This is a genomic window from Enterococcus sp. DIV0756 (assembly GCF_051710745.1).
In the GTDB taxonomy this organism is placed as follows: Bacteria; Bacillota; Bacilli; order Lactobacillales; family Enterococcaceae; genus Enterococcus_A.
On the sequence record NZ_JBIOLF010000002.1, the window covers coordinates 213,047 to 226,851 of the forward strand.

Genomic DNA, 13,805 nt, shown 5'->3' on the forward strand with positions numbered 1-13,805 from the left:
CAAAAATAGACAATGGAAAACACAGAATTATTAAACGTAAAAGCAGTCTGCAAGGAATTTGAAATTGAAGGGCATAAAGACCATTTGAAAGTACTTGAAAATATCGACTTAACAGTTAAAACAAATGAATTTTTGAGCATTATCGGTCAGTCTGGAACAGGAAAATCGACTCTATTAAGAAGTATTGCCGGACTTCTTCGACCAACCACAGGAGAAATTACGTTTGAGAATAAAACGATCACTGAACCAGATGCCAACATTAGTATGGTTTTTCAACACTTCGCTCTTTTTCCTTGGCTAACGGTAGAAAAAAATATCAGCTTTGGTCTGGAAAATCGTGTAGGGCTTTCTCGTGAACAAATCAAAAAAAGAGTCAATAATCTCATCGAAATGATCGGCTTAACAGGATTTGAAAAGGCCTATCCTAGAGAACTATCTGGTGGGATGAAGCAGCGTGTCGGGTTTGCCCGTGCCTTAGCGATTGAACCTAGCTTGTTGTTATTAGACGAACCTTTTTCAGCTTTAGATATCGTAACAGCTAGTCAACTGTCCAACGATTTATTAGACATTTGGTTGAACAATCAAATTGCTACCAAATCAATCGTCATGATCACTCACGATGTCCAACAAGCCGTTCAACTATCCGACCGTGTCGTTTTGATGGACTCCAATCCTGGACGTGTAGCGAAAATTTATCGAATCGATGTTCCAAGAAGCGAACGCTCCCCTAAAACAATCATTAACATTGTGGATCGCATTACAAAAGAAATGATCCGTCGCATGCAAGTATAAAAAATAGACATCCGCGCAAATTTGCACGGGTGTCTATTTTTTTATGAAGATACTCACGACAGCTCATCACGCAACGCTTCAATAATATTTTCCTTCTTAATCTTATCTATTGCATAAAGCATAGTGAGTGACACAATCAAAAATACACCCGTTACACTGATCAAAATGCTTCTCCAAGGGAAATGATAACTGATCTCTGCTCCTCCCTTAACCATTGCTCTATAGATTAGCCAAGAAATCATTCCTGCAGTTGGAATGCCTAATAACAGCGAGCGAGACCCATAAAAGAAACACTCAAAGATCATCATTTTATTAAAATCCTTATCTGCCATACCCACAGAACGCAACATTGCAAGTTCTCGCCGCCGGAGTTTAATATTCGTAGAAATCGTTGTGAAGACATTGGCGATGGCGATCAAGGAAATCATCGCTACAAACACGTAACTGAAAAGATTCACAACGAAGATCGTATTACGATTCTGATCAAAAATCTCATGGACATTATACAACTCGTAGGGAACTGTAATCCCTTCATTTTGAATGATCTTCTTCATTTCTGCCGTTGAATGTCCCGCATCTTTGGATTGAAAAGTTAACCCTAAAGTCTGATTGATGTCAGAAGGAGTAAAGTTTCTCTTCATTCGATAAGGTGCGATCAGCATAAAGACATAAGCCTGCTTTTCTGAAACTTGACGAGGTAAGGTATCCATCGGATAGGTATCAACAAACCTAACTTGTATCTTTCGCAAATCATTCAGAGAGGTCTGATCTTTAATTTGTGGCTTCAAAAGCAGTTCCAGCGAGTCTTTGGCAAAGAGATCAATCAGTTCATTTTTTCTCACCGATTTTCCGATTCGTTGTTTTGCGACAGCAAGTACTTTCCCATTCTCACCAGTGTACTCTTCAACAGGTAAGTTCAGACTTTTGATAAATTTCAAATACTCCGTATCTTCAATGAATTGAATGTCCAATTTTAAATCAGTCTTTCGAGTTGGATCATTTTTTTTCAACGCAAGATAGCGCGACGAAAAATCGCTATTTTTTACTTGGGTAGAATATTGCAACAACGCTTGATAAGAACTACTAGCAATCCCCTCAACTTTTTGAAATTTATCATAGAGTCGAAAGAGAGCTTCTTCCTGTATCTCTGTGCTGGAAAACACAATGTCATAATCTGTATCTATGACCATCTGCTTAGCGGATTGCTGCAAACTGTTTCCAAATGCTTGTGCTGAGACAAAAAGAATTACACTAAAAGCTAACGATAAAATAATTGTACGATAACGTTTCTTGTTGCGCTTAAAATTCTTCAGCGCCAACAATCCCTCCAATCCATAAATACGTCCTGAGAGTTTTGTTGTTTTAATATCCTTCGCTGCAAGCTTTACTTCATTGGATTGACGAATACTTTCCATGACTGGGGTATTTGCTGCCTTTCTGGCAGGGAGATAGGCAGAAAGTAAAATTGTCATCAAACTAATCATGGTTGCAGCTAATAAAATAGGAGCTGATAGTGACAAAACTAGTGGAACATCCGCGTATAAAATGTTATGAAAGTTTTTAGCCACAAGTCCGATAACCATCTTTATACTTCCAATCCCTGTAATTACTCCAAGGGGAATCCCAATCATACCGATACAAAATCCCTCAAATAAGACAGCGTTTCTTAGCTGTTTCGGTGTCGCGCCAACAGACGAAAGTATTCCGAATTGGCGAGTGCGCTCATTTAAAGAGATCGTAAATGAATTATAGATCAGAAATATCGAGCCCAACATGATTAATAGAACTAGAATTCCTCCAACTGAATACAATAATAAATTGAAGATTCTGTCATTCGATGTACCAGTGAAACGTAATACTTCCTCATTCAGCGTATACTTCTGATTGTTGGCTGTTTTTTTCACATAGTCATTTGCTTTTCGAGGATTTTTAAGAGTAACAAAAACACTAAAATTTTTTTCCTTCACAGCTTTGCTTGTAGTAGTAACCACTGTGTAGCCCGGAGCACGCTGTTCTTCAAAGCCCGGTCGTTCAAAAATACCAACAATTTTATAGCTTTTTTGACTTTTCGCTACGAGCTTTTCTTGTTTTTTTCTCGCTTCGTCGTATGGATCATGTTGATTCAAACAATTATTTCCGATCCGACGTTCACCAACACATAGCGATAGCCTATCCCCGACAGCGTATTTTACTCCCCCATTGGCGGCAATATGAGCGGGAATGACAACTTCTTGGGCATTTTTCGGCAGCCTGCCAAAAATCATTTTTATTGGCAGTGTCTCAAAGGTTCTTTGGTTGAAGCCTGCTATAAACAAATATGGCTTATGAGGATTTTTACCTCCTTCAAGCTTGCTATAACCGATATCCTCAAACATTGTGATTTTTAAGACCTCTTGATTTTTCTCTTGGTCTTTAGCAAAGTTAATTGATTTGTCAAAAAATTCTACATGCCAATCCCCGTATTTTTTTTCAGATCCTGCCATCATATATTGTTGAAGTGAAAGAGCAAAGGTTGCTACGGCTGTAATCAATGCGCTTGACAAGATTACACCGATAATTGTTACAAACGTACGCGCACGATTTTTCAGCATATTTTGTAGCGTCACTTTATGGAAAATGTTCATGATTGAATCATCCTCTCATCACGAGTGACACGCCCATCAGAAATACCGATGATGCGATCTGCCTGCAGGGCGATCTCTTCATCATGAGTCACAACGATCAATGTTTGTCTGTATTTACGATTGCTCATTTTCAACAGCTTGATGATTTCATGACCATTTTTACTATCCAAACTACCAGTCGGTTCATCTGCCAGTAAAACGGCTGGCGCATTCATTAGCGCCCGACCAACCGAAACCCTTTGCTGCTGTCCACCTGATAATTGATTGGGTAAATGATCTTTTCGCCGGCTTAGACCTAAAAGCTCTAGCAATTCATTCAATCGATCTTGATTGACCTTATGCTTATCCATCAAAACCGGTAACGTAATATTTTCCACCACATTCAATGTCGGAATCAAATTGTGAAATTGATAGATCAGTCCGACCTGACGCCTGCGAAATATCGCTAGCTTTTCATTATTCTGAGCATAAATATCCTGTCCATCCAAATAGACTTTTCCGTTCGTAGGAACATCTACACCACCGATCATATGCAGCAAAGTCGATTTTCCTGAGCCAGATGCCCCAATAATTGCTGTAAATTCACCCTTTTCAATCGTCAACGATACGTCATCAAGAGCAACGACCTTATTCTCACCTTTTCCATAAACCTTACTAAGATGTTCAATTTTTAACAGCTCCATTATATGAGCCTCCTTTCCTATGGTTCACCTATATAATAGAAGCTTTATCTTTCAGCTTGGTGACTTCTAAGTGAGAGATACGTCACTTTGGAAAACGAATGGTAAATAAAGCACCGCCATTTGGATGATTTTTCGCGGTAATCGTTCCACCTTGACGATGGATAATGGCTTTACTCAACGACAGACCAATCCCAAAGCCTGTCTCACTCCCGCCTTCTCCACGATAGAAACGCTCGAACAAACGAGGTAGCTCTGTTGCTTCAAAGCCCTTCCCACTATCATGAATCATGATTTCCGTAAACAAAGGGTTATCCGTACCATTAATAGCAATTGTTCCTTTTTCACCAATACTCTCAATACAGTTTCTGAGAAGATTTTGCAGAGCTTCGGAAAGCCAAATTCGATCACCATAGATCGTTATACTTGGAGAAATCGCTGTCTCTACTTGGACTTCATGCAAATCAAGGGATACTGAAAAGGGACGAATTGAAGCTGCCGCCAATTCTGCAAGATTGAGCGAGGTCTTCTGAAATGTCACCACTCCTGCATCTAAGCGGGATAATTTCAACAAAGCCGTAATCAAGCTGTCCATGCGCAGAAGTAATTCCTCGATTTCCCGCATATTTCGTTTTCGCTCCTTTTCATCGGTCGTAGCTTGAACCAACGAAAGAAGCAAGTTAACTGAAGTCAATGGGGTTCGCAGCTGATGTGCAATATCTGCTAGTGAATCCGCCAGATTTTCTTTCTCCTTTTTCAAGGCTGTATTCTGTTCACGAATCCGCAAAGTCATTTTGGCGATCTCACTTTGCAAAATCGATAGTTCGCCTTCATCCAGCTCTTCAATCAATAAATGATCCTCATTATGCAAAACTAAATCGATCTCATCAGCTAATTGCGCGATTTTTTGATATCGTAACTTCGTAAAAGAATAAAAAAGTCCACCAAATAGTACAACTGCCGACATCATCAACAGTCCAGACGCTCTGCTTAGATTGAAGCCGATGAGAAGCAAAATGCCCGATATCAAGAGAAAAAGTCCAGTGAATCTGCGAAATTCCCGATTTCTAAACATTGCTGCCTCCTAATCGATAACCTATCCCGCGAACAGTCAGAATAATTTTCGGTTTGGCTGGATCATCCTCAATTTTTTCACGCAATCGTTTAATGTAGACAGTTAAAGTGTTGTCATTGACAAATTCTCCTGCGGCATCCCATAATTCCTCTAATAATTGTTCCCGTGTGAGGATAATTTTAGGATTGTTCACAAATATCAATAGCAAGCGGTACTCTAAAGCTGACAGAAAAACCTCATGACCATTTTTGCGCACGATACCGCTTGTAATATCCACATAAAGTCCTTGAACCTCAAAAATTGCCGGCCCCTGACCATTTTTGCGCAGTGCATTTTTTATACGTGCCAGTAGTTCTCGCGGACGAAAGGGTTTGATGATATAATCATCCGCTCCCATATTCAATCCCGTCACAATGCTAGCTTCATCGTCCGAAGCCGTCAAAAATAGAACCGGTATCGCCAGCTGTGACTTGATTTCTGTATAAACGGTGAATCCATTGCCATCTGGAAGTGATATATCGACCAAAGCAAGATCAAATTTATTTTCAGCCAACAGAGTTAAGGCTTCACTTTTACTTGCCGCATGAGTCACTATAAAACCTTCATTCTGTAGCAAGATCAGCAAATTTTTTGCGATCACCTGATCATCTTCTACTAAAAATAAATGTGTCATTTTACTGTTTCCCCCTTTAACTTCGAATAATAACGAAGTTAAAAATTATCTTTATCATTTCTCTTATTTTACCTTATGTAACCATCAGGTCCCTAATCAACTTTTATTTTACCCCTTTTATCCCCTCACTTTATGCTATAGTGATAGATAGGAAATTCACAATATCACGAGAAAAGTAAAATCGGTTTTCTCATTAACTCATAACTATTTTTGAATGGAGCTGACCTGTACGAATGTCTAACTGGTCGAATTTTCTTTTCGCACTCGAACTAGCCCTATTGCTGACCCACGAAATGGACGCTGTTCGCCATAAAGAGTGGAACATGTTTATCATCTTAAAAGATTTATCTGAAGAGACCGCTTTTTGGGTCTTTACTCTGCCGCATATTTTACTTTATGCGCTCGTAATCTTTTTGCTTCTATTAAATAGTACAATCATTCTGTATGTTGTTGATCTATTTCTCATTTGCCACCTTCTTCTGCACTTCCTTTTTAGAAAGCATCCTGAGAACCAACTGACCAGCTTTTTGTCTAAAACAATTATTTACTTAGCTGGGGTTATTGGTGCTGTTCATTTAGCCATAATGCTGATTGCTCGTTAAAAAATCCTTATCCCCCTTTTTTTGATCAACCTCATCGAACGCTCACATGGCTATAAGTTTCTTGTAAAATACGCCTAAAGTCCTATAGTCCCTCTATACTATGTAATGTATAGTATAACGTATAGAGAGGTGTTGCTGATGGATAGTCAATTAAAAAAAGGTTTGATTGAGTATTGTGTTTTAGCCTCACTGGTAGAGATTGATTCTTATGGCTATCAAATCGTCAAAGAAATCCAGCCACAGCTTGAGATTACTGAGTCTACGCTTTACCCAATCTTAAAAAGGCTAGAAACAAACGAAAAAGTTTCTACTTATTCAAAAGTTCATAATGGACGTTTGAGAAAGTATTACCACTTGACCGATCTAGGTTTTGCCAGTATTCAGAAATTTTTGCAGGAATGGAACGACGTCGAAGCCGTTCATAATTACATTAAAAGGAGTGTTGAAGAATGAATCGAGTGGAGTTTATCAAGGAATTGAGCAATTATTTAGCGTATGAAGTTAGACCTAGCGAAGTCCATCGCTTGATTGAATATTATGACGAAATGATTTTAGATCTAATGGAGGATGGGTACTCTGAACACGCCGCTGTCAAAAAGTTAGGTGATCCCAAGCAATTAGCTTACGAAGCAGCCGGTATCCCAACGGAGGTTCGGGTTCCACGTCGCTTTAATTGGCTATGGATCACGATGCTGGTTCTCGGCTTCCCATTATGGGGTAGTTTGGCACTTGCAGCATTTTTGGTACTATTAAGTATCGATATCGTTATCTGGTGTATTCCTTTCACGGGTGCATGTTTGGCCGGCGGAACGATCATCGGCGGCGTCGCAGCGGCCTTCACAAGCCCATTTGTTCTCTTCGATTCCTTCTTTATGGGGGTAACACAACTTGGTGCGGGAATGTTCTTATTCGGCTTTGGTCTATTGTGCATGTGGCTGACCTACAAATTCAGTGCTGTCTTTATGAATATGCACCGTAGCTTGATGGGAATTATTCGCCGCAATGTCTTCCAACGAAAGGTGGTCCAAGTATGAAATCAAAACATTTAGTTCCTAAACTTGCTACTTATTTAATTGGTGCTGGTATTTTATTGATGATGCTAGGCTATGCGTTGTCCGGCTTTTCCACTGACCGCTACCGCATGAATTATGATGATCGGCATTGGTATAACGTCGTAGGCTTCTATATTGAGTAAAAAAAAAACGAATCCGATGCGGATTCGTTTTTTTACTTACTGTCCAAAGCTTTCTCTACCGCTTTTTGAATGACCTTGCTTGAATTGGTTGCTCCAGAAACAGCATCAATTTTGACTTTTTGCTTCTCCAGCATCTTTTTCGGCAGAACATCCGCTCGTTTTCCGCGATCGTTATAGTGTTCCAACATTTTGATTGATTTAATCCGTTGGTTCTTTATCTCAACTTTCACTTTTGCACGAATAAAATCAACATCGTGTTCACCAACATATTCTCCGTCCTCCAGTTGGCTAAGATCCGGTTCATTAATCGAGATGGCTCCCACTGCCTGCTCATAATCAATAAACCGCTTGTAATAAAATGCTCCGTAGCCACCAGCTAAAACAAGTACACCTAGGCCGATAAGCCACATCAATTTCACCTTTTTTGTCATGGGTTCTCTCCTTTTATTCCGAAGCTTTTAGCTGATCAAAAATCGCGTCAATATTTTGATTCAACGTCGTTTGATTCAATTTATACAACTCATGATTTTCAAAGAGTGGCATAATCTCCTCCATGGCGTCAATAATTTGTTGAAACATCCTAATACGCTCTTTCATTTCCTTCAAGTTACGCTGTAGTACCTCATTAGACTTATCGTTGCACTCCTGACCCTCAGGCTCATTGTACAAAGACATTAGCAGACGAATATCCTCTAACGAAAAACCAGCATACTTGAGAACCACTAAATTTTTTACAATCAGCAAATCCTTCTGGTCATAGTACCGATACCCATTTTCTAATCGTTGGGATGTCAGTATCCCTTTTTTGTCATAGTAGCGTAATGAAACTGGCGAGACACCTGTTAGTTGTGAAAACTCCTTGATTGTCCACATGGCCTTCCCTCCTTTTAAGTATCGTAACATTCAACCTTGGATGAAGGTCAAGGGCTTTTCGGTGAAAATTGGACTACTTCAAATAGAGGAATCATGCTACACTAGCAACAAGAAACGAAGTTCAAGAGGTGAAGAAATGGAGAAAATCACACTAGTCCCACCAGGGAAGAATCATGAAGCGGCTGTTCACGATTACACCGAAGAACATTTATCTGTTGGGGAAGATTCATTACACGGTTCCTCGTTGCTGACAGAAATGGAGAGCTATAGTGCTTGGCTAACTCATTTGACTAGACAATCCAATAAGAAAACAGTCGCTCCTGATTGGGTTGTCTCGACAACTCTGATTGCCATACGGGAAAAGGATCAAAAAATGGTCGGAACGATCGATATTCGCCACGAGTTGAACGAATTTTTACGGGAATTTGGCGGGCATATTGGATTTGGCGTTCGTCCCACTGAGCGTGGAAAAGGCTACGCTACGGAGATCCTGCGCTTAGGGCTAGACTATTGCAAAATGTTAGGATTGGAAAAAGTGATGGTCGCCTGTTACAAAGAAAATATTCCTTCTGCCAAAACAATTCGTAAAAACGGCGGTATTTTAGAAAAAGAGTTCATCCATGAAGATGGAAATATGGTTCAGGTTTATTGGATCCACTTATCGAAAATTCAGTAAGTCCCCAATCGCTTCTTGCTTATTAAGATGCTAAAATGATGTTAGAGAGTATTTCACAGGAAGGACGCGAACTTTATGAATGCGACGATGAAAGATCATGATTATTCATTTCGTAATTTGCAGCAAGCTAATTTTCATGATATGACTTTTGAACAGGTGGACTTTTCAAACGCAGATTTAACTGGCGCAAATTTGAGTAACTGTTTATGCATTGATTGCGATTTTTCAGAGGCTCTTTTAAGAGACGCGTCGTTACAAGGAACTGATTTTCAAAAAAGCAGCTTACGTGGTGCAGATATTTCTGGCGCGAATCTCTTTTTCGCCATGTTGGAGCATGCCGATTTAACGGACATTATCCATGATGAACGCACACAATTTTTTGACCTTTATTGTCCTGCGGAAGGACCATTTATCGGCTATAAAAAATGTTTTGATTTTCGAATCGTTCAATTACTAATCCCCGCAGACGCACGGAGGACTTCTGCAACAAATACATGCTGCCGATGTGATAAAGCTAAAGTACTAACGATTAAAGATATGTATACAAATGAAGACTATAACGAAGCCATTTCATATGTCGATGGAAATTTTGTTTATCGCGTAGGAGAATACGTGGTAGCGGAAAATTTCAACCCCAATCGCTGGGCCGATTCCACTGGAGGCATTCATTTTTGGCTGACCCGAAAAGAAGCTGAAGGATATATGTAAAAAGACCGATCTCGCCATTGAGCTAAATGGTAAGATCGGTTTCTTTATTCTCTTTTTTTATTAGGATTCATTTTTTCTTGAAAAAGGTCCAACGTGAATCCTTTGATATCTGTCAGGCGCAAGATTTCCTTCAAAGAATCATATTCTTCATATAATTTCTTTTTCTCTTCGTTCAACCTATACGTAGTGACCAACCCCGACATTACAGGAGCGTTGAACATTTTTGCTGAGAGTAAGCGATGAATCCCATCATTTTGAAGAATATAGCAATCGTCTTCTTGAAAATAATTGAATCTAATCAAAGAAGTCCCTTCAACATTGATCTTTCCTGAATAAAAAGCCCTTTGCGCCGCAAGACCATTTGCTTCTAGCGAGTGTAAATTCTCCATAATCTTCTTTTCATCGCGATCACCATTACCAATTCCCATAAAGAGGTCATAAACGGATTTTCCCTCGACATCTAAATCTGTCGTTGCCGCAATAATTTTAGGTACGGGAATGTCCTTTTGAAGGCTCTCACTGTTTTCTGCCTTATCATAATAATTTTCTATTTCCGTGTTTTGAAAAAAAATTCTCTTTTGTAGCTGAATATGTTCCAAACTAATCCCCGCCTGCAACATACGCTCAACTGCCCTTTCCTCAAACTCTTTAGCCATCTCTATCCTCCCCTTACTTTAAAGAATTCAATTTCAACAACTGTTTTTCAGTTTAAATTATATGAACGAAAAATGATTGTTACTCACGCACCTAAAACATCAACTGTTGAATAAACTCAAAAATGACAACACACCTACAACAGATTCAGTCGCAGGTGTCGGAGTGGCTGACTCATTCATGTATATTCCCTTATTCTTCTCTAAAACGCGTCTAAACGCTCAAAATTTTCTATAATTAACATTTCCTACGCATAATGTTTGGTGTTAAATTCCATTTGGATTAAGGCTTCCGTCATTTTTCTTGATGCGATTCTGCGAATTTCTCGAGGAATAAACTGATGAATTTCATCCTCATTAAAACCGATCTGTAATCTTAAACCATCCGTAACAATTGGTCGTCTCAATAAATCTGGATGCTCTTCTACAATGGCTACCAGTTCATTAAACGAAATTGTATCAAAATCCAAAGCTAATTTTGAATAGACCTTTGAACGTGTTGAAATGATTTCTTCTGTACCAGTTTCTGTTAAAGACAAAATTTCTTTAATTTCATCACGCGATAACGGATCAGACATAATATTTCTTTCTTCAAATTCTAACCCTTGTTCTTTCAACCAAGCTTTTGCTTTTCTACAAGAAGTACAACTAGCTGAACTAAATAATTTAATCATTTTATAAACACCCTTCTAAACTTCATTTTCTATACACCTTGTTTTCTACACCTATAACGATACAGGACATATCATTTGTTGTTAATATAATTTTTAAAAGTGCTCAAAAAAATGACTTTAATCCATCAGAAAAAAGCTGATATAATAACTTCAAAGTATAATCATTATTATTATGGTTTAACTATAAAACCCATGTAATCTTCGACATTACAACTAGTTGATTTAGAAAAAGTCTCCTAATAAAAAACAATGGTTATTTCTCCTTTTCCATCGAATCATTTATTTCTACGGAAAAGTAAATTATGATAATACTCCTAACTGATGGCTCTTACGACAACTTGGTCCATTTGTTTAGTAAAATGAAAATACTTATCAAAATCATCGAATATTCGTTTATCTGCTTAATGATTTAACTTTTCTAACTTTATCAATCTATTCTTTCACTACAAGGTACATCGGAATATTCTCATAGCTCGCTTTATAAAATAGATACTAATTCATATCCTGTATAATACAAAAAAACTTAACTAATAACCTAGACACGATTACTAATTAAGCCACTTTCTTTGTATTAAAATGTCATACTTCAACTTCACTTGAAAAATTTTATCTATTATCCTGAATTAGACCACTTATTAATAGAACAATTTATTAAATCTATTCTACATCAAAAATGAAACTTCTTGCTTTAGATGAAGTCATCATAACGTAACTAACTTTTGGTACTTTAAAATTACTATTTTTGCCAATATTATCATATACAAGACCAGTAACCATCTCTTGAGCAATAACACGAACCTTTTTATAACTCGTAGTTGCTTTTATTTTCATATCTTTTGGTGCAACAAACCATTCAGCTGTATTGGCTTGTTTAAAGTTCAGCGCTGTTCTCCTTTTTTTTCGGGCCGGCTTCCAATGCAGGAACAAAATTCATTCCCATTTGACTTAATAAGATACGAATGTCACCCTTTTGGCATTCAAGTTTTGGCTCTTTGTCTTGGTTATACAAAGACTTCTTTTTTTGATGATAAAATTCTTTCTTACACTAATGCACGTTATCCAGAGATGGTAGTCAAAACAACTCTAATGGCGTTAAGAAAAGAGAAAACGTTCATTGTTGACGGTTTTCCAATAAAATACAATTACTGGTTCCATGTATACTTTCATACAATTTCATGACAAAAACTACTAGAAAATCTAATAAAATGTCTAGTATAGTTAGAAAACTTCTTGAGGTGCTTCCTATTTAAATAGTATTTTTATTTCCAAAACCTGTTTGCTTGTAATATTCCGAGAAATTATCTAAAGTAAATCGTTCATGCAAATAGTAAATGCCAGCTTTATCTGAACTTTCCAGCAATTTAGAGGCAGTATACGCAGCGATTTTCCCTGTTTCTTCTGAGCTATTTGTTCCATGAAGTACTTTTTCCAAAATGATTCTTTGATTTTCTTTTCTGCCCTTTATTTTTACGTGGATAGAAAATGAGCTCGTGGACCTCTTCGAAAGACGAGTACTAACCTTTGCAAATTTCAAAGCTAGATTATACAGTTTACGATTCTTCAGAAGTTTGAAGAATCGTATTTTTGCTAGAATGTTTATCCCAAATAGCATTAGTGAATCGTCCAAACTAAAAAAAGTAGTGACATTAGGATGATTTAAAGTATTTGTGACAATTTGCTGATCTGCTAAGTTGAAGACAAATGCAGAATGAGATTTTGAATTTCTATCAAAATAAACGGATTTTTTCTTAATAAAAGCCATTTGCTTCTTATGTTCACCGTTAATATTCCAATAAAAAGGCTGTGACAGATTATCTAGCAACCATTGAAAAGCATCCTTCCCATATCCATCACCCATTTCCATCAGTAGTGAGATTTCTGTTTGCTCAACTTCAGCAAAATTATCCGCAAGTTCTTTTACTAGTATTGTAGATAGTCCTGGACAAATACCGACTCCTAAAATCCCCTGCGCATTTACACTTGAAAGTGGTAATTTTACGAGTTCATTCATTGTTTGATTCGAAGCTGAAATATCAATATAATGAATACCTATTTTTAAGCAATACTCAGCGAAATTTATGTTTTTTGGACCTAAACACATCACCGCAAGAGAAACCCCGCTCAACTTATTTACATACGATGATTCATCATAAATATCTATCTTCTGAAATGTGACCCTATCGTCACTAATTGCTCTAATAAATTGTTCACCATTTTCCACATTGCGTCCGCCAATAATAATAGCATCATTGGTTAACCTAAGTAGCTCCTTGACAGCTGCTCTTCCAACGTCTCCATGACCCCCAATAACAAGAATTGCTCCCATATCTTAAACCTCCAATTATCCAATTTCTGATCTCTCCATTTAAATTCACGGTGGTCAACCGTTTTTTTGATAAAAACATAGATTCTTCTCTGTATGAGTAACTAGCTTCAGTAATGAGCTTTGCTGATGTCTGATTTCTAAGAAGTCTATTTATTGAAACAAGTTCTTCTTTTGCATTAAGCTCAGCGATATTTCTGCTATTGCCTGTCCCAGAAAAATATAAAATCATAGATTCTCCCTCCTTAATTTCTTAA

18 protein-coding genes are annotated in these 13,805 nt (G+C 37.8%); 7 read left to right on the plus strand and 11 right to left on the minus strand.

Annotated elements, in window-relative coordinates:
* Window positions 1-12 precede the first annotated feature (12 nt).
* Window positions 13-792: an ABC transporter ATP-binding protein gene (locus IGI44_RS17415; protein WP_221675551.1), complete on the plus strand. Its 780-nt coding sequence runs from the start codon at window positions 13-15 to the stop codon at window positions 790-792.
* 53 nt (window positions 793-845) lie between these two features.
* Here the strand turns inward: IGI44_RS17415 and IGI44_RS17420 are convergent, their stop codons facing one another.
* The 4 genes from IGI44_RS17420 to IGI44_RS17435 form a co-directional block, all read right to left on the minus strand.
* Window positions 846-3,416, minus strand: a complete 2,571-nt coding sequence (locus IGI44_RS17420) for an ABC transporter permease (protein ID WP_438789209.1) — start codon at window positions 3,414-3,416, stop codon at window positions 846-848.
* Window positions 3,413-4,099 (minus strand): ABC transporter ATP-binding protein, encoded by a 687-nt coding sequence (locus IGI44_RS17425; protein ID WP_438789210.1) that lies wholly within the window; start codon window positions 4,097-4,099, stop codon window positions 3,413-3,415. The genes IGI44_RS17420 and IGI44_RS17425 overlap by 4 nt, the downstream gene beginning before the upstream one ends.
* A gap of 82 nt (window positions 4,100-4,181) precedes the next feature.
* Complete coding sequence (locus tag IGI44_RS17430) at window positions 4,182-5,171, minus strand: sensor histidine kinase (RefSeq protein WP_438789211.1); 990 nt, start codon at window positions 5,169-5,171, stop codon at window positions 4,182-4,184.
* Window positions 5,164-5,844 carry a response regulator transcription factor gene (locus tag IGI44_RS17435; protein ID WP_438789212.1) on the minus strand — a complete coding sequence of 227 codons (681 nt, stop codon included), beginning with the start codon at window positions 5,842-5,844 and terminating at the stop codon, window positions 5,164-5,166. Before IGI44_RS17435 ends, IGI44_RS17430 begins: the two co-directional genes overlap by 8 nt.
* Before the next feature lie 233 nt (window positions 5,845-6,077).
* On the opposite strand from IGI44_RS17435, the gene IGI44_RS17440 reads away from it, so the two are divergent.
* The 4 genes from IGI44_RS17440 (at window position 6,078) to IGI44_RS17455 (ending at window position 7,641) form a co-directional block, all read left to right on the plus strand.
* Window positions 6,078-6,446 carry a DUF6713 family protein gene (locus IGI44_RS17440; RefSeq protein ID WP_438789213.1) on the plus strand — a complete coding sequence of 123 codons (369 nt, stop codon included), beginning with the start codon at window positions 6,078-6,080 and terminating at the stop codon, window positions 6,444-6,446.
* Window positions 6,447-6,584: 138 nt separating this feature from the next.
* Window positions 6,585-6,899 (plus strand): PadR family transcriptional regulator, encoded by a 315-nt coding sequence (locus tag IGI44_RS17445; protein WP_438789214.1) that lies wholly within the window; start codon window positions 6,585-6,587, stop codon window positions 6,897-6,899.
* On the plus strand, window positions 6,896-7,480 hold the full coding sequence (locus IGI44_RS17450; RefSeq protein ID WP_438789215.1) for a DUF1700 domain-containing protein: 585 nt from the start codon (window positions 6,896-6,898) through the stop codon (window positions 7,478-7,480). The genes IGI44_RS17445 and IGI44_RS17450 overlap by 4 nt, the downstream gene beginning before the upstream one ends.
* Window positions 7,477-7,641 (plus strand): hypothetical protein, encoded by a 165-nt coding sequence (locus IGI44_RS17455; RefSeq protein WP_438789216.1) that lies wholly within the window; start codon window positions 7,477-7,479, stop codon window positions 7,639-7,641. Before IGI44_RS17450 ends, IGI44_RS17455 begins: the two co-directional genes overlap by 4 nt.
* A gap of 32 nt (window positions 7,642-7,673) precedes the next feature.
* Here IGI44_RS17455 and IGI44_RS17460 read toward each other — a convergent pair whose 3' ends face one another.
* Both IGI44_RS17460 and IGI44_RS17465 read right to left on the minus strand, forming a co-directional pair.
* Window positions 7,674-8,072: an FMN-binding protein gene (locus IGI44_RS17460; protein WP_438789217.1), complete on the minus strand. Its 399-nt coding sequence runs from the start codon at window positions 8,070-8,072 to the stop codon at window positions 7,674-7,676.
* A gap of 13 nt (window positions 8,073-8,085) precedes the next feature.
* Complete coding sequence (locus IGI44_RS17465; protein ID WP_438789218.1) at window positions 8,086-8,514, minus strand: MerR family transcriptional regulator; 429 nt, start codon at window positions 8,512-8,514, stop codon at window positions 8,086-8,088.
* 136 nt (window positions 8,515-8,650) lie between these two features.
* Between IGI44_RS17465 and IGI44_RS17470 the strand changes: the two genes are divergently transcribed.
* Window positions 8,651-9,190, plus strand: a complete 540-nt coding sequence (locus tag IGI44_RS17470) for a GNAT family N-acetyltransferase (RefSeq protein ID WP_438789219.1) — start codon at window positions 8,651-8,653, stop codon at window positions 9,188-9,190.
* A 75-nt stretch (window positions 9,191-9,265) separates the two neighbouring features.
* Window positions 9,266-9,898: a pentapeptide repeat-containing protein gene (locus IGI44_RS17475; protein WP_438789220.1), complete on the plus strand. Its 633-nt coding sequence runs from the start codon at window positions 9,266-9,268 to the stop codon at window positions 9,896-9,898.
* Between the two features lie 44 nt (window positions 9,899-9,942).
* Here the strand turns inward: IGI44_RS17475 and IGI44_RS17480 are convergent, their stop codons facing one another.
* From IGI44_RS17480 to IGI44_RS17500, 5 genes are all read right to left on the minus strand, one after another.
* On the minus strand, window positions 9,943-10,554 hold the full coding sequence (locus IGI44_RS17480; RefSeq protein ID WP_438789221.1) for a hypothetical protein: 612 nt from the start codon (window positions 10,552-10,554) through the stop codon (window positions 9,943-9,945).
* A gap of 245 nt (window positions 10,555-10,799) precedes the next feature.
* Window positions 10,800-11,225, minus strand: a complete 426-nt coding sequence (gene spx / locus IGI44_RS17485; RefSeq protein WP_438789222.1) for a transcriptional regulator Spx — start codon at window positions 11,223-11,225, stop codon at window positions 10,800-10,802.
* A 657-nt stretch (window positions 11,226-11,882) separates the two neighbouring features.
* On the minus strand, window positions 11,883-12,152 hold the full coding sequence (locus tag IGI44_RS17490; protein ID WP_438789223.1) for a hypothetical protein: 270 nt from the start codon (window positions 12,150-12,152) through the stop codon (window positions 11,883-11,885).
* Between the two features lie 319 nt (window positions 12,153-12,471).
* A complete protein-coding gene (locus tag IGI44_RS17495) occupies window positions 12,472-13,551 on the minus strand; it encodes a saccharopine dehydrogenase NADP-binding domain-containing protein (RefSeq protein WP_438789224.1) in 1,080 nt (359 codons plus the stop codon).
* Window positions 13,484-13,780 carry a hypothetical protein gene (locus IGI44_RS17500; RefSeq protein WP_438789225.1) on the minus strand — a complete coding sequence of 99 codons (297 nt, stop codon included), beginning with the start codon at window positions 13,778-13,780 and terminating at the stop codon, window positions 13,484-13,486. The genes IGI44_RS17495 and IGI44_RS17500 overlap by 68 nt, the downstream gene beginning before the upstream one ends.
* Between the last annotated feature and the right edge of the window lie 25 nt (window positions 13,781-13,805).

Coding starts and splice junctions, on each gene's coding strand:
- IGI44_RS17415 (WP_221675551.1), top strand. CDS start 13: ATGGAAAACACAGAATTATTAAACGTAAAAGCAGTCTGCAAGGAATTT.
- IGI44_RS17420 (WP_438789209.1), bottom strand. CDS start 3,416: ATGAACATTTTCCATAAAGTGACGCTACAAAATATGCTGAAAAATCGT.
- IGI44_RS17425 (WP_438789210.1), bottom strand. CDS start 4,099: ATGGAGCTGTTAAAAATTGAACATCTTAGTAAGGTTTATGGAAAAGGT.
- IGI44_RS17430 (WP_438789211.1), bottom strand. CDS start 5,171: ATGTTTAGAAATCGGGAATTTCGCAGATTCACTGGACTTTTTCTCTTG.
- IGI44_RS17435 (WP_438789212.1), bottom strand. CDS start 5,844: ATGACACATTTATTTTTAGTAGAAGATGATCAGGTGATCGCAAAAAAT.
- IGI44_RS17440 (WP_438789213.1), top strand. CDS start 6,078: ATGTCTAACTGGTCGAATTTTCTTTTCGCACTCGAACTAGCCCTATTG.
- IGI44_RS17445 (WP_438789214.1), top strand. CDS start 6,585: ATGGATAGTCAATTAAAAAAAGGTTTGATTGAGTATTGTGTTTTAGCC.
- IGI44_RS17450 (WP_438789215.1), top strand. CDS start 6,896: ATGAATCGAGTGGAGTTTATCAAGGAATTGAGCAATTATTTAGCGTAT.
- IGI44_RS17455 (WP_438789216.1), top strand. CDS start 7,477: ATGAAATCAAAACATTTAGTTCCTAAACTTGCTACTTATTTAATTGGT.
- IGI44_RS17460 (WP_438789217.1), bottom strand. CDS start 8,072: ATGACAAAAAAGGTGAAATTGATGTGGCTTATCGGCCTAGGTGTACTT.
- IGI44_RS17465 (WP_438789218.1), bottom strand. CDS start 8,514: ATGTGGACAATCAAGGAGTTTTCACAACTAACAGGTGTCTCGCCAGTT.
- IGI44_RS17470 (WP_438789219.1), top strand. CDS start 8,651: ATGGAGAAAATCACACTAGTCCCACCAGGGAAGAATCATGAAGCGGCT.
- IGI44_RS17475 (WP_438789220.1), top strand. CDS start 9,266: ATGAATGCGACGATGAAAGATCATGATTATTCATTTCGTAATTTGCAG.
- IGI44_RS17480 (WP_438789221.1), bottom strand. CDS start 10,554: ATGGCTAAAGAGTTTGAGGAAAGGGCAGTTGAGCGTATGTTGCAGGCG.
- spx (WP_438789222.1), bottom strand. CDS start 11,225: ATGATTAAATTATTTAGTTCAGCTAGTTGTACTTCTTGTAGAAAAGCA.
- IGI44_RS17495 (WP_438789224.1), bottom strand. CDS start 13,551: ATGGGAGCAATTCTTGTTATTGGGGGTCATGGAGACGTTGGAAGAGCA.
- IGI44_RS17500 (WP_438789225.1), bottom strand. CDS start 13,780: ATGATTTTATATTTTTCTGGGACAGGCAATAGCAGAAATATCGCTGAG.